This is a genomic window from Chelativorans sp. M5D2P16 (genome assembly GCF_034427935.1).
Taxonomy (GTDB): Bacteria; Pseudomonadota; Alphaproteobacteria; order Rhizobiales; family Rhizobiaceae; genus Chelativorans.
Genome location: NZ_JAXQNM010000023.1, coordinates 122,808 through 144,632 on the forward strand (window position 1 = coordinate 122,808; position 21,825 = coordinate 144,632).

19 protein-coding genes, 1 tRNA gene and 1 pseudogene are annotated in these 21,825 nt (G+C 64.0%); 11 read left to right on the forward strand and 10 right to left on the reverse strand.

Going from position 1 to position 21,825, the window contains the following annotated elements; all coding sequences use genetic code 11:
• Positions 1-72: 72 nt before the first annotated feature.
• Both SIN08_RS10630 and SIN08_RS10635 read left to right on the forward strand, forming a co-directional pair.
• The gene (locus SIN08_RS10630) at positions 73-1,101 is read left to right on the forward strand and encodes a histone deacetylase family protein (RefSeq protein WP_322451550.1); all 1,029 of its coding nucleotides are present in this window, start codon (positions 73-75) and stop codon (positions 1,099-1,101) included.
• Between the two features lie 8 nt (positions 1,102-1,109).
• On the forward strand, positions 1,110-2,234 hold the full coding sequence (locus SIN08_RS10635; protein WP_322451552.1) for an FAD-binding oxidoreductase: 1,125 nt from the start codon (positions 1,110-1,112) through the stop codon (positions 2,232-2,234).
• Between the two features lie 117 nt (positions 2,235-2,351).
• Here SIN08_RS10635 and SIN08_RS10640 read toward each other — a convergent pair.
• From SIN08_RS10640 to SIN08_RS10655, 4 genes and pseudogenes are all read right to left on the reverse strand, one after another.
• Positions 2,352-2,438 (reverse strand): annotated as a pseudogene (locus SIN08_RS10640) (BA14K family protein); the annotation flags it as partial.
• Between the two features lie 183 nt (positions 2,439-2,621).
• Complete coding sequence (locus tag SIN08_RS10645; RefSeq protein ID WP_322451553.1) at positions 2,622-2,999, reverse strand: hypothetical protein; 378 nt, start codon at positions 2,997-2,999, stop codon at positions 2,622-2,624.
• A 550-nt stretch (positions 3,000-3,549) separates the two neighbouring features.
• A tRNA-Ser gene (locus tag SIN08_RS10650) sits at positions 3,550-3,639 on the reverse strand.
• Between the two features lie 195 nt (positions 3,640-3,834).
• A complete protein-coding gene (locus tag SIN08_RS10655; protein WP_322451554.1) occupies positions 3,835-4,581 on the reverse strand; it encodes a sulfotransferase family 2 domain-containing protein in 747 nt (248 codons plus the stop codon).
• 348 nt (positions 4,582-4,929) lie between these two features.
• Between SIN08_RS10655 and SIN08_RS10660 the strand changes: the two genes are divergently transcribed.
• The 9 genes from SIN08_RS10660 to mazG all read left to right on the forward strand — a co-directional run bounded on the left by SIN08_RS10660 (position 4,930) and on the right by mazG (position 14,054).
• Positions 4,930-6,117 carry a septal ring lytic transglycosylase RlpA family protein gene (locus SIN08_RS10660; RefSeq protein WP_322451555.1) on the forward strand — a complete coding sequence of 396 codons (1,188 nt, stop codon included), beginning with the start codon at positions 4,930-4,932 and terminating at the stop codon, positions 6,115-6,117.
• Between the two features lie 93 nt (positions 6,118-6,210).
• Positions 6,211-7,368 (forward strand): D-alanyl-D-alanine carboxypeptidase family protein, encoded by a 1,158-nt coding sequence (locus SIN08_RS10665; RefSeq protein ID WP_322451556.1) that lies wholly within the window; start codon positions 6,211-6,213, stop codon positions 7,366-7,368.
• A 127-nt stretch (positions 7,369-7,495) separates the two neighbouring features.
• Positions 7,496-8,170, forward strand: a complete 675-nt coding sequence (gene tmk, locus SIN08_RS10670) for a dTMP kinase (protein ID WP_322451557.1) — start codon at positions 7,496-7,498, stop codon at positions 8,168-8,170.
• Complete coding sequence (locus SIN08_RS10675; RefSeq protein WP_322451558.1) at positions 8,163-9,221, forward strand: DNA polymerase III subunit delta'; 1,059 nt, start codon at positions 8,163-8,165, stop codon at positions 9,219-9,221. Before tmk ends, SIN08_RS10675 begins: the two co-directional genes overlap by 8 nt.
• A gap of 84 nt (positions 9,222-9,305) precedes the next feature.
• Positions 9,306-10,871, forward strand: a complete 1,566-nt coding sequence (gene metG / locus SIN08_RS10680) for a methionine--tRNA ligase (protein ID WP_322451559.1) — start codon at positions 9,306-9,308, stop codon at positions 10,869-10,871.
• The gene (locus tag SIN08_RS10685; protein WP_322451560.1) at positions 10,871-11,665 is read left to right on the forward strand and encodes a TatD family hydrolase; all 795 of its coding nucleotides are present in this window, start codon (positions 10,871-10,873) and stop codon (positions 11,663-11,665) included. The genes metG and SIN08_RS10685 overlap by 1 nt, the downstream gene beginning before the upstream one ends.
• 2 nt (positions 11,666-11,667) lie before the next feature.
• Positions 11,668-12,486, forward strand: coding sequence for an MBL fold metallo-hydrolase (locus tag SIN08_RS10690; RefSeq protein ID WP_322451561.1), 819 nt, complete (start codon positions 11,668-11,670; stop codon positions 12,484-12,486).
• Positions 12,487-12,503: 17 nt separating this feature from the next.
• A complete protein-coding gene (locus tag SIN08_RS10695; RefSeq protein ID WP_322451562.1) occupies positions 12,504-12,974 on the forward strand; it encodes a YbaK/EbsC family protein in 471 nt (156 codons plus the stop codon).
• 261 nt (positions 12,975-13,235) lie between these two features.
• Entirely contained in the window at positions 13,236-14,054 is an 819-nt protein-coding gene (gene mazG, locus SIN08_RS10700) for a nucleoside triphosphate pyrophosphohydrolase (protein ID WP_322451563.1), read from the forward strand.
• A 6-nt stretch (positions 14,055-14,060) separates the two neighbouring features.
• On the opposite strand, the gene hflX is transcribed toward mazG, so the two are convergent.
• The 6 genes from hflX to SIN08_RS10730 all read right to left on the reverse strand — a co-directional run bounded on the left by hflX (position 14,061) and on the right by SIN08_RS10730 (position 21,743).
• Positions 14,061-15,434 (reverse strand): GTPase HflX, encoded by a 1,374-nt coding sequence (gene hflX, locus SIN08_RS10705; RefSeq protein WP_322451565.1) that lies wholly within the window; start codon positions 15,432-15,434, stop codon positions 14,061-14,063.
• Positions 15,435-15,683 carry an RNA chaperone Hfq gene (gene hfq / locus SIN08_RS10710; protein ID WP_322451566.1) on the reverse strand — a complete coding sequence of 83 codons (249 nt, stop codon included), beginning with the start codon at positions 15,681-15,683 and terminating at the stop codon, positions 15,435-15,437.
• 136 nt (positions 15,684-15,819) lie between these two features.
• Positions 15,820-16,686, reverse strand: a complete 867-nt coding sequence (locus SIN08_RS10715; protein WP_322451567.1) for a D-amino-acid transaminase — start codon at positions 16,684-16,686, stop codon at positions 15,820-15,822.
• Between the two features lie 38 nt (positions 16,687-16,724).
• Complete coding sequence (trkA, locus tag SIN08_RS10720; RefSeq protein ID WP_322451568.1) at positions 16,725-18,101, reverse strand: Trk system potassium transporter TrkA; 1,377 nt, start codon at positions 18,099-18,101, stop codon at positions 16,725-16,727.
• An 8-nt stretch (positions 18,102-18,109) separates the two neighbouring features.
• The gene (locus tag SIN08_RS10725; RefSeq protein ID WP_322451569.1) at positions 18,110-19,468 is read right to left on the reverse strand and encodes a sigma-54 dependent transcriptional regulator; all 1,359 of its coding nucleotides are present in this window, start codon (positions 19,466-19,468) and stop codon (positions 18,110-18,112) included.
• Positions 19,458-21,743, reverse strand: coding sequence for an ATP-binding protein (locus tag SIN08_RS10730; protein ID WP_416208048.1), 2,286 nt, complete (start codon positions 21,741-21,743; stop codon positions 19,458-19,460). The genes SIN08_RS10725 and SIN08_RS10730 overlap by 11 nt, the downstream gene beginning before the upstream one ends.
• Positions 21,744-21,825: the final 82 nt, after the last annotated feature.

Sequence of the window (21,825 nt, forward strand, 5' to 3'; positions counted from 1 at the left end):
CGGGATGACGCGGCGGTGGCGGTCGCAGTTAGGCTGGTCAAGCTCCAGTCACTCAAGTCACACGGATAACAGATGAAATTCGTATTCTCCGAAGCCCAGCGCCGGCACGATCCGCGCCATTTCCTGTCTTCCGGCGCGCCGCAGCCCAATCCGGAGGTGCCCGAGCGGGTCAATCGCCTTTTGGCGGGCGCACGCGCGGCCGGGCTCGAGGAGGTGGCGCCGCCGGATTACGGCGCGGAAGCGATCGCGGCCATCCATACACCGGAATATCTGCAGTTCCTGGAAACGATCTTCGCGCGCTGGCAGCGCATTCCCGAGGCTTCGGCGGAAGTCGTGCCCAATATCCACCCCGACCGCCGGGATTTCTCCTATCCGACTTCCGCCGTCGGTCAGGCGGGCTACCACATGGCCGATACGGCCTGCCCGATCTCGGCCGAAACCTGGCAGTCGGCCTATTGGAGCGCGCAGACGGCGGTGCATGCCGCGCGCATGGTCATGGACGGCGAGCGCACCGTCTACGGGCTCAGTCGCCCGCCGGGCCACCACGCCTTTGCCGATCTGGCCGGCGGGTTCTGCTTCCTGAACAATGCGGCAATCGCCGCACAGGAATTGCGCCGCGCGTATGATCGCGTGGCGATCCTCGACGTGGACCTGCATCACGGCAACGGCACGCAAGGTATCTTCTACCGCCGATCCGACGTGCTTACCGTTTCGATCCATGCGGATCCCGTGCGTTTCTACCCCTTCTTCTGGGGGCACGCCTCGGAACGGGGCGAGGGACCGGGTCTCGGCTGCAATCTCAACCTGCCGCTGCCGCGCGGGTCGGGCGACGGCCCCTTCCTCGAAGCTCTGGATGCCGCGATCCGGCGCATCCGATCCTATGCGCCTGGCGCGCTCGTTGTGGCGCTTGGTCTCGATGCGTTCGAGGGCGATCCCTTCGGCGGATTGACGGTCTCGACAGACGGTTTTGCCCGCATCGGCGAACGCTGCGCAAAGCTCGGGCTGCCGACGGCGATCATCCAGGAAGGCGGTTACGTTTGTGATGCGCTCGGCGATAATCTGACCGCGTTCCTGACCGGATTCGGTTCGTCAGCCGCATAGGACCATTCATGAGCGAAGCGTTTTCCACCGACATCCTCATCGTCGGCGCCGGTATTGCGGGCGTGGGGCTCGCGGCCGCGCTGGGTCGTGAACGCGATGTGATCCTCCTGGAGCAGGAGGAGCGGCCCGGACATCATGCCTCGGGCCGTTCGGCGGCGATCTTCGTCCAGAACTACGGCAATGCAGTGATCCGGACGCTGAGCCGGGCGAGCTTGCCGCTTTTCGTCGAAGCCGACTCCGCGCTTTTCCCGACGCCGCTCCTTTCGCCGCGCGGCATTCTCTTCGTGACGAACGAGAACGGGCTCGACGCCTATGCGGACCTTCTCGGCTCGGCCGAGGGCCTCGAAAAGATGGATCCCTATGACGCCACGGCCATGGTGCCGCTTCTCAAGCGCGAATGGATTGCCGCCGCGGCCTATGAGCCGGACGCGATGGATATCGATGTCGCCGCACTTCACCAAGGCTGGCTGAAAGGGGCGAAGCGTTCCGGCGCCCGCCTTCTCACAAGTGCCGGGCTCATGGGCGGAACTTTTTCGCAAGGCCGGTGGACCGTGGAGACGACCGCCGGTCGGGTTACAGCATCCATTCTCGTCAATGCCGCGGGTGCCTGGGCAGATCACGTTGCGCAAGCTTGCCGCGTGGCGCCGCTCGGCCTGCAGCCGTTTCGCCGATCCATGGCGGTCCTTCCCGCACCCGAAGCGTTCGACGTAAGCCGCTGGCCGCTCGTCGACGAGGCCGCCGACAACTGGTACTTCAAGCCGGAAACGGGCCGGCTGCTCGTCTCGCCGGCCGACGAGGACCCGGTGGAGCCGCATGATGCCTTCGCCGACGACATGGTGCTGGCGGAGGGGCTGCATCGCTACGAACAGGCCGTGACCGTACCGGTGACGCGTGTCGAGGGAAGCTGGGCGGGGCTCAGGACCTTCGCGCCTGACCGCACACCGGTCGTCGGCTTCGATCCCCAGGCGGAGAATTTCTTCTGGCTCGCCGGCCAGGGCGGCTACGGCATGCAGACCGCACCGGCACTCTCGGCCCTTGCCGCGCGGGTCATCGAAGGCGCACCGTTCGGGGAACTGTCGGCGACGGCAGCGGCCATGGCGCCCGACCGCCTGCGTGCGGGCGGGACGCGCTGACCCGCGGGAGGCGCAGCAACAGCGTTGCCGCACCGAGCTTGAGCCATCGCTCTCTTGGCCGGGGTTGTTTGGATAGTGCTTTGTTGCGACGAGCGTTACGCCGCACGAAATACGCGGCTTACGCGGCCCATGATGGGGCTGGAAAGCATTGTCGGAAGCTCGATAAGAGCGGTAGCGGCTATAGCACCACTCTACGTGCGCATCATCTGCCGACCGATAGCCAGCAGCGGGGCGATCTTCGATATAGACAAGCGTCGACCAAAAACCAGCCGGCAAGCGTCGCGTGTGCCCGTCGCCTCACAAGGGCGGCGGGGTTTCTATTGGCTGCGAACAGGTTGCTATCGCGCACGAGAGGGCATGTCGCCCTCTCGTGTTGACTGTCCAGTCTCAGTTGGACTGGGCCTGCTCGATCGCGTCTATGACCAGCATATTCGGATTGTCGGCGCACGCTTCTGTAACGGCCGACGCGGTAACGTGTGCGCCCGCATCAGCAGCCGTGCTGCCTATCGCATCTTCTTCGGCCGCTTCCGCTCCGACGTCACCCGAAGTCGCGCCCAACTCGCTGTTTTCAGAGGAGTTCTCCACGCTGGCTGTACCTTCGGTGTCGATATCGGCCGCGCCTGTACCCTGGATGGAAGCCAGGGCCTGCGTTTGTGCTGTGGTATCCATCGCTGTGAAATCGGCACAGGTCGTCGTTTCGTCCTGCGCGAAAGCCGGCATGGCCAAGGCACTGCAGAATATTGTCGTTGCGAGAAGCTTCTTCATCGTCTCATCTCCTTGGGGCAGGGGTACCGGCACCAAACGGTGCCCGCCTACCGAACAAGACAAGGCGGAATTTGTTGCGAGCAGCATTATCACCGTTTTTGGCAGACCGTTATCGGTCGGTGACATGTGGCTGGGCGATTCTAACGATTGGCTACGTTCCCACCGGAACGGGCCGCCTTGAGCGGCCCTTCTGTGCGCGCCACCGCTGAAAAAGAAAAAGCCCGCTGCCGGGAGGAGGTGGCAGCGGGCTCTAATTCGATTGCGGTGCGGGAGGAGGTGCACCGCTTTCGGCGTCGGCATCGCATCTGGGAGGAGGAGATGGCCGACAACTCAAAACGTAAGACGTACTGACCTATATTGCTATGCTGGTTTTCGCATACCTGACCTGTGCGTGCTGCATTGCACAATTGGATTGCCGGCGGCCGGAGCCAAGGGGCGCCTCCGCGGCCATTTTTCGTGTCGCATCTATGGCAAATGGGGCAAATACGAACTTTTCATGGTTATGCCATCCGGCGAAAAGCGCCAAAAAACCATGTGAAATCAATGTCTTTGGCGGAGGGAGTGGGATTCGAACCCACGAGGCGGTTGCCCGCCTGCCGGTTTTCAAGACCGGTGCCTTCAACCACTCGGCCATCCCTCCGGGTCTTGTTTCTTTCCGCTTTTCGCTTTCCACCAAGCCCCATAGAGGGCCTATGTCACCATCTTGCTGGCGAACGCCTGCAATCAATGCCTTCGGCTTTACCGCGCTCGGGATCACAGCGTCAACCTGCCCCAAGGCATGGCATGCTGGAGCGGGGGATTTTTGCGACGGACAAAGTTCGCACCCCCTGTTCTTTTAATCTTCAAACCGATAGCCGAAGGAGTCTATTTCCCGTTCGCAAAGACGATGGACCAGTTTGCGGGTGGACGCGTCATAGAACTCACGAAAATCATAGCGGGGCGCTACGTTTATATGACTCAACGGCCGGTAGGGGAGGTCGAGACGATCACACAGTGCCTTGAAATCGGCACCGAGAGCCTCGTAGCGGCCGACAAAGTCAACCGCGATACGGTCACCGATAGCGTAGACCGGCCAGGAATCGGCAAAATGCCGCCACCGCAACGGGCTAGCGCCTTCTATGAGTTTTGCCACGAAAGTAGGGAATGGATCGCGCGTTTCCGCGCACGCACGCGTCAAAAAAAGATACGATGAAACCATCCGCTCGTAGGAATTTCGAACGAAAGTGAATTTGAAGTGCCGCTCCCAGGCTTTCCTGTCGAATGCCTGTACCTGCTCCGCATGAGGATGGTCGACGATGGGCCCAAAACTGCTGGCATATGATTTGGCTTGCAAGCCAAGAACCCGCCTAGGCCACTCAGAGCCGATACTCATCGCCGCAAAGATACTCAAGGGGCTACGGAAGCGTAGCGCATCCATGCGGGCCCGAAGATTCGGCCGAATGCCGACTTCCACCCGTTCCCCCTCGGAGCCCAACATGATGTCGAGTGGTCCCAAATGCGGGGCCAGAGCCATATTTATAGCGCTCCCGGCCGTTTTCGGGCAATGAAGGAAAGTGAATTCGTGCCGGTACGATATGATCATGCGTGTGCTCTATATCTTATCAACGTTCTTTTCACGCCTCTTTTGCACGCAAGAATCTGTTCGGATTCTGCACAAGTATGATCGTTGATCGTTCCCCCTCGACAGGCGGCACTGCCTTCAGCCACTCGGCCATCCGTCCGGCCCCTTGGACTGTGTTCTCTTCAGGGATGGCGCGGGGTGCCCGGCGGGGTTGTGCCGGCGGATCATATGGAATACTTGTTCTGCCGTTTTCCCGCCACAAAGCCTTTACAGGCTTATGACGATTTCATGTCCATGACAATTTGGCGCGGGCGGTCTTTGACGCTTCCGCGTGACAAGAAAAACGAAGTTTGCGAGGGAAGGGCGTTAATGCATTCGCAGAACAGGAGGGGGCAGGGCTCGCTTCGGCTTGGCGTTTTCGGCGTGGGCGCCCTTGCTTTGGCGGTTTCGGCCTGCAGCATGCAGACCCCGACGGCCGATGTCGAAAAGAGCGGCACGAGCGAATATTTCGCCGAATCGGAATATGGCGTGAAAGCCAGCCCGCGGGTCGCGCAGAAGAAATCGGGCCTTCGCAGGGGAGGGGGGCGTCACCAGGTCGGCAAGCCTTACAAAGTCAAGGGCCGCTGGTACCGTCCCGAGCTCGACCCCGACTATGTCGCCGAGGGCGCCGCATCCTGGTATGGCGCGGCATTCCACGGCCGGTTGACGGCCAATGGCGAGGTCTACGACATGACTCACCTGACCGCCGCCCATCCCACCATGCCGCTGCCGAGTTACGCCCGGGTGACGAATCTCGCCAACGGCAGTTCCGTCATGGTCCGCGTGAACGACCGCGGACCGTTTGCGGCGGGACGTGTCATCGACCTGTCGAAAAAGGCCGCGGAAATGCTCGGCTACAAGAACGACGGGGTTGCCAAGGTGCGTGTCGAATATGCGGGCGCGGCGCCCCTGCACGGGCAGGACGACCAGCTTCTCATGGCTTCCTACAGGCCCGGCGACGCCGCGCCTGATCCTTCCGACGGGCTGCCGTCGGGCGTGATGCTGGCCATGAACGGATCGACGCCGACCCAGCCGGTCGTAGAGGCGACGAGCGCCTTCGCCGCCCAGCCGCAGGGTGCAGCGTCGGTGTCGCTGCCCAATACTGGCCCCATGGTGCCGGATCGCCCGCAGGGCGCCCCCATGGAGACCGAGCTGGCGCTTCTGTCCTATGCGGATCACCGGGTACAGGCCGCATCGCGCGCCTTCGACGCACTCCTTGAGCCGGAGCTCGACTCCCAGGCGCTGACGGACTGGTGGGCGCGGGACCATAAAGGCGGCGACGGCGAGGCGAAAGAGCACCCGGTCATCAATCTGGGCACCTTCTCCTCGCAGCAAGGCGCAGAAGACATCGCCCGCGCCATGTCCGGCTACGGCGCGGTGACGGTGGAGCGCACGGCCGGGCAGGCCGACTGGGTCTACGCGCTTTCGCTGGCCCCGCGGGAGGGAGCCGACCTGGACATGGCACTCCGCGCCGCCTGGACCGCCGGTGCTAAGGATGCCTTCGCGGTTCGCGAATGATCTTTTCTCGGGGTTGCTCAGTCCCGCCGTTGATCGGGGGCGATCACTTCCTATAACCTTCCCAGGCCGTATCGGTGAGCTTGGGGGCGTTTCGTGTCTCGTTTTTGTCAAAGCGTGTTGGCGGCCTTCGTCCTTCTGGCTCTTCTGCCGGCTGAGGCGAACGCTCAGCCCTTCGAGACGAAGGCCAAGCAGGCCTACATGATCGATGCGGAGACCGGCACGGTTCTTCTGTCGAAGAACCCCGATACGCCGTTCCCGCCGGCTTCCATCGCCAAGCTGATGACGATGGAAGTGGTCTTCGAGGCACTGAAGAGCGGACGGCTGTCGCTGGACGACGGATTCTATGTCAGCGAGCACGCCTGGCGCACTGGCGGTGCGGTTTCCGGTACGGCCACCATGTTTGCCGAAGTGACCTCGACCGTGCCTTTGGAGGCGTTGATCAGGGGCGCGGTCATCCAGTCCGCCAATGATGCCTGCATCGCCATTGCCGAGGGCATGGCGGGGGCGGAGGAGAGCTTCGCCGGCTTGATGACCCAGCGCGCGCGCAGGCTCGACCTCGAAAAATCCACCTTCGTCAACGCCACGGGCCTGCCGGCGGAAGGCCAGCAGGTGACGGCGCGCGAGATGACGTCACTGGCGCAGCACATCTGGCGCGAATATCCGGAATATTACGGCTATTTTTCCGAGCCGGATTTCGAGTGGAACGGCATTCGCCAGCGCAATCGCAATCCTCTGCTGCCGATGGAAATCGGCGCCGACGGCCTGAAGACCGGCTATACGGAGGAATCGGGCTACGCCATCGTCGCCTCCATCGCGCGCCAGGGGCGGCGGCTGTTCCTCACCCTGGGGGGGCTGGAGAGCGAGCGCGAACGGGCGGAAGAAGCGCGCAAGGTCCTCGACTGGGGCATGCGCGGTTTCGAGATGCGCACGCTTTTCGCAGAAGGCGAGGTGATCGGCGCAGCGTCCGTTTATGGCGGGGCGAAAAGCAGCGTCGCGCTGCGACCGGCGAAGCCGGTGGCGATCCTTGTGCCGCTCACCGAACCGGAGCGCCTGTCGGCGCGCATCGTCTACGAGGGTCCGGTCCCGGCGCCGGTGGAGGAGGGCGCCGAGATCGGGACACTGCAAATCTGGCTCGGCGACACGCTGAGCCGGGAAGCGCCGGTCTATGCCGGCGAACCGGTGGCGCGGGGAACGCTGCATCAAAGGGCACTCGACGCCGTCGGCGAACTGCTGATCGGCTGGATGCGGTAAACGGCTGCCAGGGGCACGGCGTTTCTCCACATCCGAAGTTCTGACGGGCCAACCGGAACGGAAGGTTGGACCTGCGCCTTCGCGGTGATTATGAAGAACACGAAGCGAGGCAGAACTGGAACGATACTTGCCGCGAGGATTCTTCATAACGTTCGAAGGGGGCGAGGGCGCGGGCAAGTCCACGCAGATCCGCCTGCTAGCCGACAGCCTGCGCGCAGACGGCCATGCGGTGGTGGTCACGCGCGAGCCGGGCGGATCCCCAGGGGCGGAGGCCGTTCGCCACGTGCTCCTGTCGGGGGCGGCCGAGCCGTTCGGCGCAAGCATGGAAGCCATCCTCTTCGCGGCCGCACGGCTCGACCATGTGGAACAGGTGATCCGACCGGCGCTTGCCCGCGGCGCGGTGGTGTTGTGCGACCGATTCGTCGATTCCTCGCGGGTGTATCAGGGGGTGACGGGCGGCCTGGACCGGAAATTCATGACCGCGCTCGAACAGGTTACGGTCAAGGACGCCATGCCGGATCTTACCATCATCCTCGATATCGATCCCGAGGAAGGCCTGCGGCGGGCAGCCGCGCGACGCGGCGAGGCGGGGGCGGACCGCTTCGAAAAGGAAACGTTGCAGATCCACCGCCGGCGGCGCAAGGCGTTTCTCGACATCGCCAGAAAGGAAACCGGGCGCTGTGTGGTGGTCGATGCCACCGGCTCGCCCGCGGACGTGGCAAGGGTGATCGCGCGTGCGGTCGCCAAGGCGATGCCGGCCGACGGGCAAGATGAGTCCAGGCGCGGAGCGGGCCATGTTTGAACGCATCGCGCCCGAACAGCACGACACGCTTCCCGATATTCCGGAGCCGGCGGAGAATCCGATCCTCGTCGGGCACGACAGCGCACGCAGCATGTTGGCGGGCGCCTACCGTGCCGGCAAGCTGCACCATGCGCTGCTTCTGGCCGGGCCGAGAGGCATCGGCAAGGCCACGTTGGCCTTCCACCTTGCGCTGCATCTTTTCACGCATCCCGACCACGCGATGGCGCCGGACAATTTGGACGCGACGGACCCGGGCACACAGGCCTTCCGGCTGCTGGCCCAGGGTGCGCATCCTGGACTGCTGCATCTCACGCGCCCCTATTCGGAGCGCGACAAGAAGTTCAGGACGGTGATCACGGTGGACGAGATCCGCCGCGTCAACCGCTTTCTTTCCATGACCGCGTCCGACGGCGGCTACCGCGTGGTGATCGTCGATCCCGCCGACGACATGAACACCAGCGCGGCCAATGCGCTTCTCAAGAACCTGGAAGAACCGCCGCCGCGCACGCTTTTCATCCTGATCGCCCATTCCTTCGGCCGGCTTCTGCCGACGATCCGCTCGCGCTGCCAGACCATCAAGCTCCAGCCGCTCGGCGCCGAGGGGCTCGAGGAATTGCTGCATCGTCTCGGCATGGAACTACCGCCTGGCGAAAAGGAGAGGCGGCTTCTCATCGAGCGCTCCGGCGGCAGCGTACGCAGTGCCGTTCTGCTCACCCAGTTCGGAGGGCTGGAGATCGCCGCGGCGGTGGAAAAGATCCTGGGCGGGCGCACCCTCGACGTGGCGGAGAGCTTCCTCCTGGCCGAGGCGACGATCGGGCGCGACCGGCAGGTGCAGTTCGATCTCTTCAACCGCATCGCACACGACCGCGCGGCCGACGCGGCAGCTCAGGCTGCCGAGGATGGCCAAGTCGAGCAGGCAGCGCGGCTCGCTGTGCTTTGGGAAGAACTGGCTGCGGACACGCGCGAAATGGAGGTTTTCAACCTCGACCGCAAGCAGCATGTGATGGGCACGATGCAGCGCCTCCATGCCGCGCTCGGCAACCTTCGGTGAAATGAGCCTGTCAGCGCATGGCATTCATCGCCGCGATGCGCTATCTGGGCGCGAGCCAACGACACATCCCGGGCATTCGTTCTCATGACGCGCGAGACCTTCTATATCACCACGGCGATTTCCTATCCCAACGGCAGCCCACATATCGGCCATGCCTACGAGCTGATCGCGACGGACGCGCTGGCGCGCTTCCAGCGGTGCGACGGCAAGGATGTGATGTTCCTGACGGGCACCGACGAGCACGGCATCAAGATGCTGCAGACGGCGCGCAAGGAAGACGTTTCCGCCCGTGAGCTGGCCGACCGCAACACCCCGGAGTTCCAGCGCATGGCAAAGGCGCTGAATGCCTCCAACGACGACTTTATCCGCACCACGGAAGAGCGCCACCGCATCGCCTCGCAGGCCATCTGGAAAGCGATGGCGGAAAAGGGCGACATTTATCTGAGCACGTATTCGGGCTGGTATTCCGTGCGCGACGAGGCCTATTACGGCGAGGAGGAGACGGTGGTGCGTGAGGACGGCGTGCGCTACGGCCCACAGGGCACGCCCGTCGAATGGGTCGAGGAGGAAAGCTACTTCTTCCGCCTCTCGGCCTATCAAGAACCGCTCCTCAAGCTCTATCACGACAATCCGGACTTCATCGGCCCGGTCGAGCGGCGCAACGAGATCATGAGCTTCGTGCGCTCGGGACTGAGGGATCTTTCCATCTCGCGCACCACCTTCGATTGGGGCGTTCCGGTTCCCGGGGACGAGAAGCACGTGATGTATGTCTGGGTGGATGCGCTCACCAACTACATCACGGCCGTCGGCTATCCCGACCAGGCCGCCGAGCGCTGGCGCTACTGGCCGGCGGACGCGCACATCATCGGCAAGGACATCACCCGTTTCCACGCGATCTACTGGCCGGCTTTCCTGATGTCGGCGGGCCTGCCGCTGCCCAAGCGGGTCTTCGGCCACGGCTTTCTGTTCAACCGCGGAGAAAAGATGTCGAAGTCGGTCGGCAATGTCATCGACCCCTTCGCGCTGGTGGCGCATTACGGGCTCGACCAGGTGCGCTATTTCCTGCTGCGCGAGGTGCCGTTCGGGCAGGACGGCAGCTACAGCCACGATGCGATCGTCCAGCGCACCAATGCGGATCTTGCCAACGACCTGGGCAATCTCGCCCAGCGCTCCCTGTCGATGATCGCCAAGAACTGCGACGGCAAGGTGCCCGAGCAGGGCACGCTGAGCGAAACCGACCGGGCGTTGCTCGGCCGGGCCGAGGCCGCGCTCGCCACGGCGCGCGAGGCCATGGGGCGGCAGGCGATCCACACCGCGCTGGCCACGGTTTTCGAAGTCGTCGCCGAGGCCAACCGCTACTTCGCCGCCCAGGAGCCCTGGGCGCTGAAGAAGACCGATCCGGCGCGCATGGAAACGGTGCTCTTTACGACCGCCGAGGTCCTGAGGCGCATCGCCATCCTTTGCCAGCCCTTTATGCCGGGCTCGGCGGAAAAGCTCCTCGACCTGCTTGCCGTGCCTGCGGACCGGCGCGGCTTCGCCGACGTCAACGAGGCCGGCATGCTCGCGCCGGGCGTGCAATTGCCGGCGCCGCAACCGGTCTTCCCGCGTTATGTCGAGAAGGAAGAGAACGGGCAGGGGAGCCGGGCCTGATGCTGGTCGACAGCCATTGCCATCTCGATTTTCCCGATTTCGAGGCGGAACGGGACGCGGTGGTGTCACGCGCAGCCGAAGCGGGCGTGGGGCTGATGGTCACCATTTCCACGCGGGTCGCGAAATTCGACGGAATCCGTGCGATCGCCGAGCGTTACGAGAACGTCTTCTGCACAGTCGGTACGCATCCGCATAATGCCGGCGAGGAGACATCGGTCACCGCCGATGATCTCGTCGCACTCGCTGCCCACCCCAAGGTGGTGGGCATTGGCGAAGCGGGCCTCGACTACCACTATGACAAGGCACCACGCGCGGACCAGGCAAGGGGGTTCCGCACCCATATCGAGGCAGCACGGCGCACCGGCCTGCCGCTCGTGATCCACGCGCGCGAGGCCGACGACGATATTGCGGCGATCCTGCGCGAGGAGACGGGGAAGGGGGCCTTTCCCTTCATCCTGCACTGCTTCTCCTCCGGGCCGGCGCTCGCCCGGACGGGCGTGGAGCTTGGCGGCTACGTTTCCTTTTCCGGTATTCTGACCTTCAAGAAGTCGGAAGCGCTGCGGGAAATCGCCAGGGACGTCCCGCGCGACCGGCTTCTGGTGGAAACGGACGCGCCTTATCTCGCGCCGGTGCCTCATCGCGGCAAGCGCAACGAACCGGCCTATGTGGCGAAGACGGCGGCGGTCCTGGCCGAGAGGGTCGGCGTTTCGCCCGATGAGATCGCGGCGCTGACGACGGAGAATTTTTTCCGTGCCTTCGCCAAGGTGCCTAAAACGGTCCGGAAGGGGGCCTGACCTTGGCCGACCGGCTGCGTCTGACCATTCTCGGCTGCGGGTCGTCTCCCGGCACGCCGCGCATCATGGGCGACTGGGGCGCCTGCGATCCTGCCAATCCGCGCAACCGGCGCCTGCGTGCGGCGGCGTTGGTGGAACGCATCCGCCCCGACGGGCGCGTCACCCGCGTGGCGATCGACACCGGTCCCGATTTCCGGGAGCAGATGATCGCTGCGAAGGTGCCGCGTCTCGACGCCGTCGTCTACACCCATCCCCATGCCGACCATATCCACGGGATCGACGACCTGCGCGGCTATGTGCTCGTGCAGCGAAGACTGATGGACATCTACGCCGACCGGGAGACCATGGATCGCCTGCGCGAGGGCTTCCGCTACTGCTTTGAGACCCCGGAGGGCAGCAATTATCCGCCCATCGTCGCACCGCATCTGATCGACCACGACGAACCGTTCCAGATTGTCGGGGAGGGGGGCGCCCTCACCTTCACACCGCTGCCGCAGATACATGGCGACATCCGCTCGCTCGGCTTCCGTGTCGGCCCGTTCGCTTATTGTTCCGACGTGAGCGATTTCCCGCCCGAAACCGTGCCGCGCCTGGCTGAGCTCGATCTGCTTGTCATCGATGCCCTGCAATACCGTTCGCATCAGAGCCATTTCTCGCTCGGCGAGGCGCTGGAATGGATTGACCGGCTGAAGCCGCGCAAGGCCGTGCTCACGCACATGCATGTGCCGCTCGATTACGAGACCGTTCGCCGCGAAGTGCCGGACCATGTGGCGCCGGGCTATGATGGCATGGTGCTGGAGATATCTCTTTCAAATGACTGATTTTTCGGAGCGATTTCATGTCGAAGAGCATCGATCGGGTGGCCGTGGCCGCGCGTGAAGTCGGTCTTTCCATCGAAATCGTCCGTATGGGCGAATCCACACGCACGGCGGAGGAAGCGGCCCGCCAATGCGGATGCACGGTGGATCAGATCGTCAAATCACTCGTCTTCGCCGGTGAAGCATCCGGGCGGCTTTATCTTTTCCTGGTGTCCGGCAGCAGAAAACTCGATCTGGATAAGGCCAGCCGTCTGGCAGGCGAACGCCTGGTGCGTGCGGATCCGCGTAAGGTGCGCGAGGAAACCGGCTTCGCCATCGGCGGCGTTTCGCCGCTCGGCCATCCCGGCGGCGTGGTACGTTTCGCGGACGAGACACTGCTCGGTTTCGACGAAGTCTGGGCGGCCGCCGGCGCGCACGACGCCGTCTTCGCCGCTGAGCCGAAAGCGCTGGTGAATGCCACGCGCGCGACGGTCGCAAACCTCGTGGTCTGACGCGGGTCCGAGCACCTGCACAGCGCGTACTGATGTCAGTGGAGCGCTCTGGGGCAAGGCGGTGGCAGCAATCAATCAAGCTGCCGCGCCGTGCAAGTAAGTTCCATAATCTATCTTATGCGATCTACGACAATAGGCGGCGGGCAGGTCCTCTCCTGACATGCGGCGCTCTCTTTTCCACGCCTCCTGCCGGCACACAACTTGAGAACGGCGCCGAGGCGCGCTACGGCTTTGCCTCATTCATAGCAAAACGTCGGGTCCATGAAGCCTTCCAAAGATATTTCCCGCCTGATCGAGATCATGGCGGCCTTGCGCGATCCGGAGACAGGCTGCGCCTGGGACGCCGAGCAGGACTTCGCTTCAATCGCGCCCTATACGATCGAGGAAGCCTATGAGGTGCTCGATGCGATCCAGCGCGGTGATATGCAGGACCTGCGCGACGAGTTGGGTGACTTGCTTCTGCAGGTAGTCTTTCATGCGCGCATGGCCGAGGAAGCCGATCGTTTCGACTTCGGCGACGTGGTCGAAGCAATCACGACAAAGATGATCCGTCGCCATCCGCACGTCTTCGGTGATGAAGACGCACGCGAAGCCGGCATGGCCAAGGGCATGTGGGAGCGCATCAAGGCCGAGGAAAAGGCCGAACGCAGGGCGCGGCGGAACGCGGCTACCGACGAGGGGGAAAAGTCCGGCTATCTGGACGACGTCACGATCGCCCTGCCCGCGCTGACGCGTGCGCTGAAGCTTCAGCAGAGAGCCGCCCGTGTGGGCTTCGACTGGGGCGCCCCGCGGCCGATTCTCGACAAGATCGCCGAGGAGATCGACGAGGTACGCGAAGCGATGGACGAAGGCCAGCACGCTGCGGTGGCCGAGGAGTTCGGCGATCTCCTTTTTGCCGTGGTCAATCTCGGCCGCCATCTGGAGCTCGATCCGGAGACGGCGCTGCGCGCCACAAACGAGAAATTCCGCAAGCGCTTCCATGCGGTCGAGCATGGGCTGACAGCGGAAGGAAAAGGACTGGAAGGCGCTTCCCTGGATGAGATGGAGACGCTCTGGAACCGCGCAAAAAAGATGAAGTAGCTGCGATTATTTCCTGTTTTCATTGGATAATCTACGACTTATCTCCTCGCACGCGGCATCCGTCGCGCGGATTTGGATCGTAACGCTGCCATCCTCGTGATTGTTGCGGCCGGTTACCTCCCCATTGCGGTAGAGCCAGTCCACAAGCGGCATCTGCTCGGCCGTCAGGATCACCTCGAACTCGCGGATACGGCCGGCGACGCGCTGCTCGATCTCAGCCACGAGGGTATCGATACCCTCCCCGCTCACCGCCGAAACGGCCACCGGCGCGGTTTCGTCGGCGTGCCTGCGCAGGAGCCTTTCGCGATCGCTCTCGGCCAGTTGATCGATCTTGTTCCAGACCTCGACGACGCGATCGGAATCGGATGCTTCGATGCCGAGGCTTTCCAGCACTTCCGCGACGTCGCTGGCGTGCGCGGCCGTGTCCGCATCGGATATATCGCGCAAATGGATGATCAGGTCCGCCTCGACCACCTCCTCGAGCGTGGCGCGGAAGGCGGCGACCAGATGGGTCGGTAGATCCGAGATGAAACCCACCGTGTCCGACAGGATGACCACGGTGCCGTGCGGAAAACGCACGCGTCTCAAGGTCGGGTCGAGCGTGGCGAAGAGCATGTCCTCGGCCATCACAGAGGCACCGGTCAGCCGGTTGAACAGTGTCGATTTTCCGGCATTGGTGTAGCCGACAATGGCGACAACCGGAAACGGCACCTTGCGCCGCTTGGCGCGATGCAGCTCGCGCGTGCGCCGCACCGTTTCCAGCTCGCGCTTGATGCGGATGATGCGCTCCTGCAGAAGCCGGCGGTCGGCCTCGATCTGCGTTTCGCCCGGGCCGCCCATGAAGCCGCCGCCGCCCCTCTGGCGTTCAAGATGGGTCCAGCTTCTCACGAGGCGGCCGCGCTGATACTCCAGATGCGCGAGATCGACCTGCAGGCGTCCTTCCTTGGTGCGCGCCCTGTGCCCGAAGATTTCCAGGATGAGGCCGGTGCGATCGAGCACCTTTGCTTTCAGATCGCGCTCCAGGTTGCGCTGCTGCACGGGTGAGAGCTGGTGGTCGATGATAACGACCTCCGCTCCTCCATCGGCGGCGATCTGGGCGAGCTCGGCAACCTTTCCTGCCCCGATCAGCGTCGCCGGGCGCGGTGCCGAGAGGGTGACGGTCTCACTGTAAACGACATGGAGATCTATGGCCTCGGCAAGCCCAACCGCCTCGTCGAGGCGGGCCCTCGGCGAAAGCGACATGTGCCATTCCGTCCCGCCGAGATCCGCGCGCCCGCGGGCGCGCGGCGTCAACACCGGCGTGACCACGACGGCCTTTGTGATCACGCTTGTACCGGTGCCAGCACCCTGCGTGCGTTTCGCCCTGGGTTTCTCCGCCAATCAGCCTTCCCGACTGCTTTCCTCGGCCTCGTAAAGTTGCACTGGCTGGCTCGGCATTATCGTCGAGATGGCGTGCTTGTACACGAGCTGAGAATGACCATCACGGCGCAGCAACACGCAGAAGTTGTCGAAGGACGTGACGACGCCAGTCAACTTCACGCCGTTGATGAGAAATATCGTGAGCGGATTCTTGCTCTTTCGAACGGTGTTCAGGAACAAATCCTGCAAATTTTGCGAACGCTCCGCCATTGTTCTGTTCTTTCACCATCCCCTGCGCTTCGCGCGGCAGTAGCGCAAATGTCACCCCGCCCTGTCAAGCGCGGCGACTGCCCTCTTGCCGCGCAACAGCCGCCCCCTCGTGGCGAGGCAGCTAGCCCTTGAGTGGTTAACAGGCAGGACTTTTTTCCGCAACGTCAAAAAACGACTGGCGCAGGGACAGGGCAACGGAGCCGGGATGCCCATTGGCGACCGGCCGACCATCGATCGACACCACCGGCATGACGACGGTGGAAGCGGCGGTGATGAAGGCTTCGCGCGCGGTCAGCGCCTCTTCGACCGAAAACGCCCGTTCTTCGACCTCCAGCCCCATCTTCGCCGCAATGTCGAGGACGGTCGCCCGGGTGACCCCCCGCAGGATGCCGAAATCCGCCGGCCGCGTCACCAGCTTGCCCTCCGGAGTGACGATCCAAGCATTGGTGGAAGCCCCCTCCTTCACCGTGCCGTCGGCATCCACGAACCAGGCCTCGACGGCACCCGCCTCACGTGCCTGCTGGCGTGCCAGGACGTTGGGAAGCAGCCCCACCGTCTTGATGTCGACGCGCTCCCAGCGGTTTTCGGGGACGGTGATCACGCCGACCCCCGTTTCCGCCCGCTTGCGGGATATCTCGGGATTGGTCTTCTTCGCCGTCACCACAAGCGCTGGCGGGATGGGCCTCGCGGGGAAGTAGTGATCGCGGGGGGCGACGCCGCGGGTCACCTGGACGTAGACGAGCCCGTCCCGCACGGCGTTGCGGCGCACGACCTCGCGCATGACGATCTCGAGGGCTTTGCGGTGCATCGGCCATTCGATCCGCAATTCGCCGAGCGAACGGCCGAGACGATCGAGGTGGCGCGTCATGTCGATGATGTAACCGCGCGCGATCTCACAGACTTCGTAGACGCCGTCGGCGAACTGGTATCCCCGGTCCTCGATGTGCACCGCAGCGTCAGCATGTCTTTCATAGCGGCCGTTCACGTAGGCGATACGCGGCATGTCTGTCCCCTTTTGAAAAACCCGCCCGAACAGGCGTCTCAGAAAAACTCCAGGCTGACACGGAAAAGCTGCTCGACCTGGCGCACCGCGCTTTCCAGCGCAAAGATGACGACCCGATCCTTCGGCTTGATCCGCAAGGATCCGCTCGGCTTGATGACCTGGCCGCCTCGGTAGACGGCGCCGATCCGCATGCCGTCCGGCAGCTCCTGCTCACTGAGCGGCGGGCCGACGAGCGGCGAAGTTTCCAGCGCCTCCGCCTCGATGACCTCCGCCGCTCCGCGCTGAATATTGTGCACGGCGCGGATGCGGCCGCGGCGAACATGCTGCAACACGCGCGAGATTGTCACGGCGCGCGGGTTCACGTGCGCGTCGATCCCGAGTGTCTTGGCGAATTCGTGGTATGTCGGATTGTTGATGAGCACGAGGTTCGACTTGCAGCCGAGTTGCTTGGCGATCACGCTCGAAAGAATGTTGACCTGGTCGTCGTTGGTGAGCGCCACCATCAGGTCGGCATGGTCGATGTCGGCCTCCAGCAGCAGCTTCTGCTCGAGGGCGCTGCCGTGCAGCACCACAGTTCGGCGCAATTCATCGGCGATGGCCACCGCACGCTTGCGGTTGTTCTCGATGATCTTGACCCGGGTGCGGCTTTGCTTGCGCTCGAGCGCGCGCGCCACGTAAAGGCCGATATTTCCCCCGCCGGCGATTACGATGCGCGTCGCCTCAGCCTCCTCGTGCCCGAACAAGCCGAGCGTGCGGCGGACCTGCTCGCGCGTCGTCACCACATAGGCCAGGTCACCCGCCATCAACTGGTCGCTCGAATGCGGCACGAACAGGCTGTCGTTGCGCGAAACGCCGACCACCGTGGACGGCAGGTCGGGAAAGAGCTCGGTCAGCTGCGCCAGCGGCGTGTTGATGACCGGGCATTCCTGGAGGCACTCGATCGCAACCATGGCCAGATGGCCATCGGCGAACGACACGACATCAGTCGCGCCGGGCAGCGCGATGCGCCGCATGACCATCTCGCCCACCTCCACCTCGGGCGAGATGATGACGTCGATGGGCAGGTGATCGCGCGAGAACAGATCCATGTAGTGGGACTGCAGATAGGTCTGCGAGCGGATGCGGGCGATCTTGGTCGGCACGTTGAACAGCGAGTGCGCGACCTGACAGGCCACCATATTGACCTCGTCGTAGAGCGTCACCGCGATGATCATATCGGCCTGCTCGGCGCCGGCGGCGGCCAGCACGTCCGGGTCGGAGCCGTGGCCGACAAAGCCGCGCACGTCGAGCGTGTCGCGCACGGCCCGGATGAGCTCGGGCGACGTGTCGATGACGGAAACGTCGTTGTGCTCGGCAGCAAGCCGCTCGGCAATGCCGTAGCCGACCTGACCGGCGCCGCAGATGATCGCCTTCATGGCTTCTCCTATACGCCCAGCGACTTCAACTTGCGATGAAGCGCGGAACGTTCCATGCCGATGAATTCGGCCGTCCGCGAGATGTTTCCGCCGAATCGGTTGATCTGGGCAAGCAGATATTCCTTCTCGAACTGCTCGCGCGCCTCGCGCAGCGGGAGGGCCATGATGTGCTGGTCGGACTGTGAGGGAACACGCGGCATCATGTCGCCGATTTCCGACGGCAGGAGATCAGCCGTGATGGGCGCATCGTCGTCGTCGCGCGTCAGGATCAAAAGCCGCTCGATATTGTTGCGTAGCTGTCGGATGTTGCCCGGCCAGTCATGTGCCTGGAGCACGGCGAGCGCATCTTCGCCGAGGCGGCGCGGGCGGATGCCAACCTGGGCGACGATCTGCTTCATGAAATGATCCACCAGGACCGGAATATCCTCCCGGCGCTCGGAAAGCGGCGGCACCGTCACCGGCACGACGGCCAGGCGGTGGTAGAGATCTTCGCGGAAACGGCCCTCGGCGATCATCTCTTCAAGGTTGCGCGCCGTCGAGGAGATGATGCGCACGTCCACCTTCACGCGCTTCGTGCCGCCCACCCGCTCGAACTGCTGATCGACGAGCACCCGCAGGATCTTCGCCTGGGTCTCGCGCGGCATGTCGGCCACCTCGTCAAGGTAGAGCGTGCCGCGATGCGCCTCCTCGAGTGCGCCCACCTTGCGCTCGCTGCCGTTGGATTCGGTGCCGAAGAGCTCGATTTCCATCCGCTCGGGCGTGATGGAGGCGGCGTTGACCGAAATGAAGGGACCGCCGGCGCGCTGGGACGTGGCGTGAATGGCCCGGGCGGCCAGCTCCTTGCCGGAGCCGGAGGGGCCGATCAACATGATGCGGCTGTTGCTCGGCGCCACCCGCTCGATCGCCTGCCGCAACTGGTTGATGGCGGGCGAATTGCCGACAAGGTCGAAACTCTCGCCGCTGCGCTTCTTCAGGTCCATCACCTCGCGCCGGAGTTTCGAGGTCTCCAGTGCACGCTCGCAGATCAGGATCAGCCGGTCGGCCTTGAACGGCTTCTCGATGAAATCGTAGGCGCCGCGCTTGATCGCCGAAACCGCCGTCTCGATCGTGCCGTGACCGGAGATCATCACCACCGGCAGGTCGGGATGCATCTCCTTGATCTTGTCGAGCAGGGACAGGCCGTCGAGCGTGGAGCCCTGCAGCCAGATATCGAGCAGGACCAGACGCGGAACGCGTTCGGTGATGGCTGTCAGGGCACCGTCGCTGTCGCCCGCGGTACGCGCCTCGTGGCCCTCGTCGCTCAGGATTCCGGCGACCAGTTCGCGGATGTCTTCCTCATCGTCTACGACCAATATGTCAGACGCCATTGTCGACCTTTTCCGTCTTTCCCGCAGAGTTTCCCTTACCCGCCGCTTGGGTATCATCCGCCGTGGCCGGAAGGACCATGCGGATCATCGCTCCCACTCCGCCATGGAAATCCGCCGGAGCGTCGTGCAGCTCCAGCCGCCCCCCATGGTCTTCAACGATCTTCTTGACGATGGCAAGGCCAAGCCCCGTGCCCTTCTCGCGCGTCGTCATGTAGGGCTCGAGCAGGCGCTGCCGGTTCTCGCGCGGCAGACCCTTGCCATTGTCGATGACGAGGACCTCGATCCGTTCGCCGCGCCGGCGCGCCACGATGCGGATGACACCCTTGCGCGCCGCGTCCTCCCGCTGCGCCGCTTCGATGGCTTCCGCCGCATTCTTGATCACATTGCCGAAAGCCTGGCTCATCAGGCGCGTGTCGAAGTGGCCTTCCAGAGGCGTCTCGCCGAGATCGCGCTCCATGTCGATATCGGACCGGCTGACCTCGACCAGGAATGACGCCTCGCGTAGCGGCTCGCGCAGATCGAGCCGCTGGATGTCGGGCTTGGGCATGCGGGCGAAGGCGGAGAACTCGTCCACCATGCGGCCGATGTCGCCCACCTGGCGGATGATGGTCTCGGTGCACTGGTCGAAGACCTCGCGATCGCTCTCGATCACCTTGCCGTAGCGCCGGCGGATACGCTCGGCGGAAAGCTGGATCGGTGTCAGTGGGTTCTTGATCTCGTGGGCGATGCGCCGCGCGACGTCGGCCCATGCGGAGGAACGCTGCGCCTGCACGAGATCGGTGATGTCGTCGACCGTGACCACATAGGAACGCTGTTCGCGCGCGCCGGCGCCTTCTTCGGTGGTGATCTGGACGTTGAAGGTGCGCTCCGTGCCGGCCCGGTGAAAGGTGATCTGATCGCGATAAACCTGTCGGCCCGACGTCCGGCCGATCTCGAACACGCGGCCGATCTGTGGCAGCACTACCGAAAGATTCCGGCCGGTGGCGTCCGAGGCACGGATGCCGAGCATCGTCTCGGCCGAACGGTTGACGATCGAGACGGTGCTGCGCGCATCGACACCGATCACGCCGGCACTCACGCCGGACAGGACCGCTTCGGTGAAGCGGCGCCGGTCGTCGATCATGTCGCGGGCGGAAATCAGCTCGTCACGTTGCGTCTTGAGCTGCAGCGTCATCTTGTTGAAGGTATCGCCCAGAGAGGCCACATCGCCGTCGGACGCGCGCACCGGAACGGCCACGTCGAGATTGCCGGTGGAGACCGCGCCGGCGGCGCCGATCAACTGGCGAATGGGACGGACCAGCCGGTCGGCGACGGCGATCCCCGTCCAGATCGCCGCCAGCACGATGGCGAGCGTGACGATCAGGTAAAGCAGCGCGAACGCGACCTGGGTGTTGATTCGGTTTTCCTCGAGGGAGCGGTATTCGTCGGTGTTCGAGCGCACGATGCTGCGTGCCTTGATCACCTGCGGATCGAGCTCGCGCAGTGTATAGAGATACGCGTCCGGGATCTCCCGCAGCTTGAAGATGGCGCCGATCAGGTTGCCCGGCGGCAGCGGGAAAAGCACAGGCTGTCCGCTGGCGGCCTCCTCGATCACCCCTTCCGGTGGCGCCGGTATCTCCATATCGTCGGGAACGTCGGCGGCCATGATGACCTCTTGATCCTCCCGCATCAGGACGGCCTGGCTCAACCCTCGCCCCACCGTCTGGCGCGTGAGCAACTGGCGGAACCCGTTGCGGTCGAGGTTGTAGAGCGATCGGAAACGGTCGAGGTCGATGGCCATCGAAAGGGTCGTGCCGCGCAAGGTGCCGGCATTCTCCCGTACATAGGCGTCGGCGATCGACAGGGATGACTGGACGATGACGCGGGTCCTGAGCTCGAACCAGCGGTCGAGACCGAGATCCAGCGTCACCGATGCGACGACGGCGACCAGAATCGCCGGTATCGCCGCCACGAGCGAGAACATGGTGACGATGCGAACGTGCAGCCGCGCCGCCGCCTTGCCCCCCTTTCGTGCCGTATAGATGCGATGCGCCTCGCGCCCGATCAGGGCCAGGAGCACCAGCACGAAGGCCGCGTTGATGCCGATGAGGATCAGCGTGGTGCGCGCATCCGGGGTCAGCGGCGTCAGGCCGAGCAGAACCGCGAAAGAAACCGCAGCCGTAATGAGCGCGCCGACTGCCGCCAGAATGCCCGGCAGCGCCATCAGGCGGCGGCTATCATTCGAGGCGCCCTTATAGGACGGTTTGCCTGCCATTGCGGGTGACTGCGCAGTCATCAATGCTCACTCAAGCGAGACGCATATCGCGTGGCAGATATGCAACGCAATGTGGCGACTTTGCAACGCCTGGCCCGTCAGC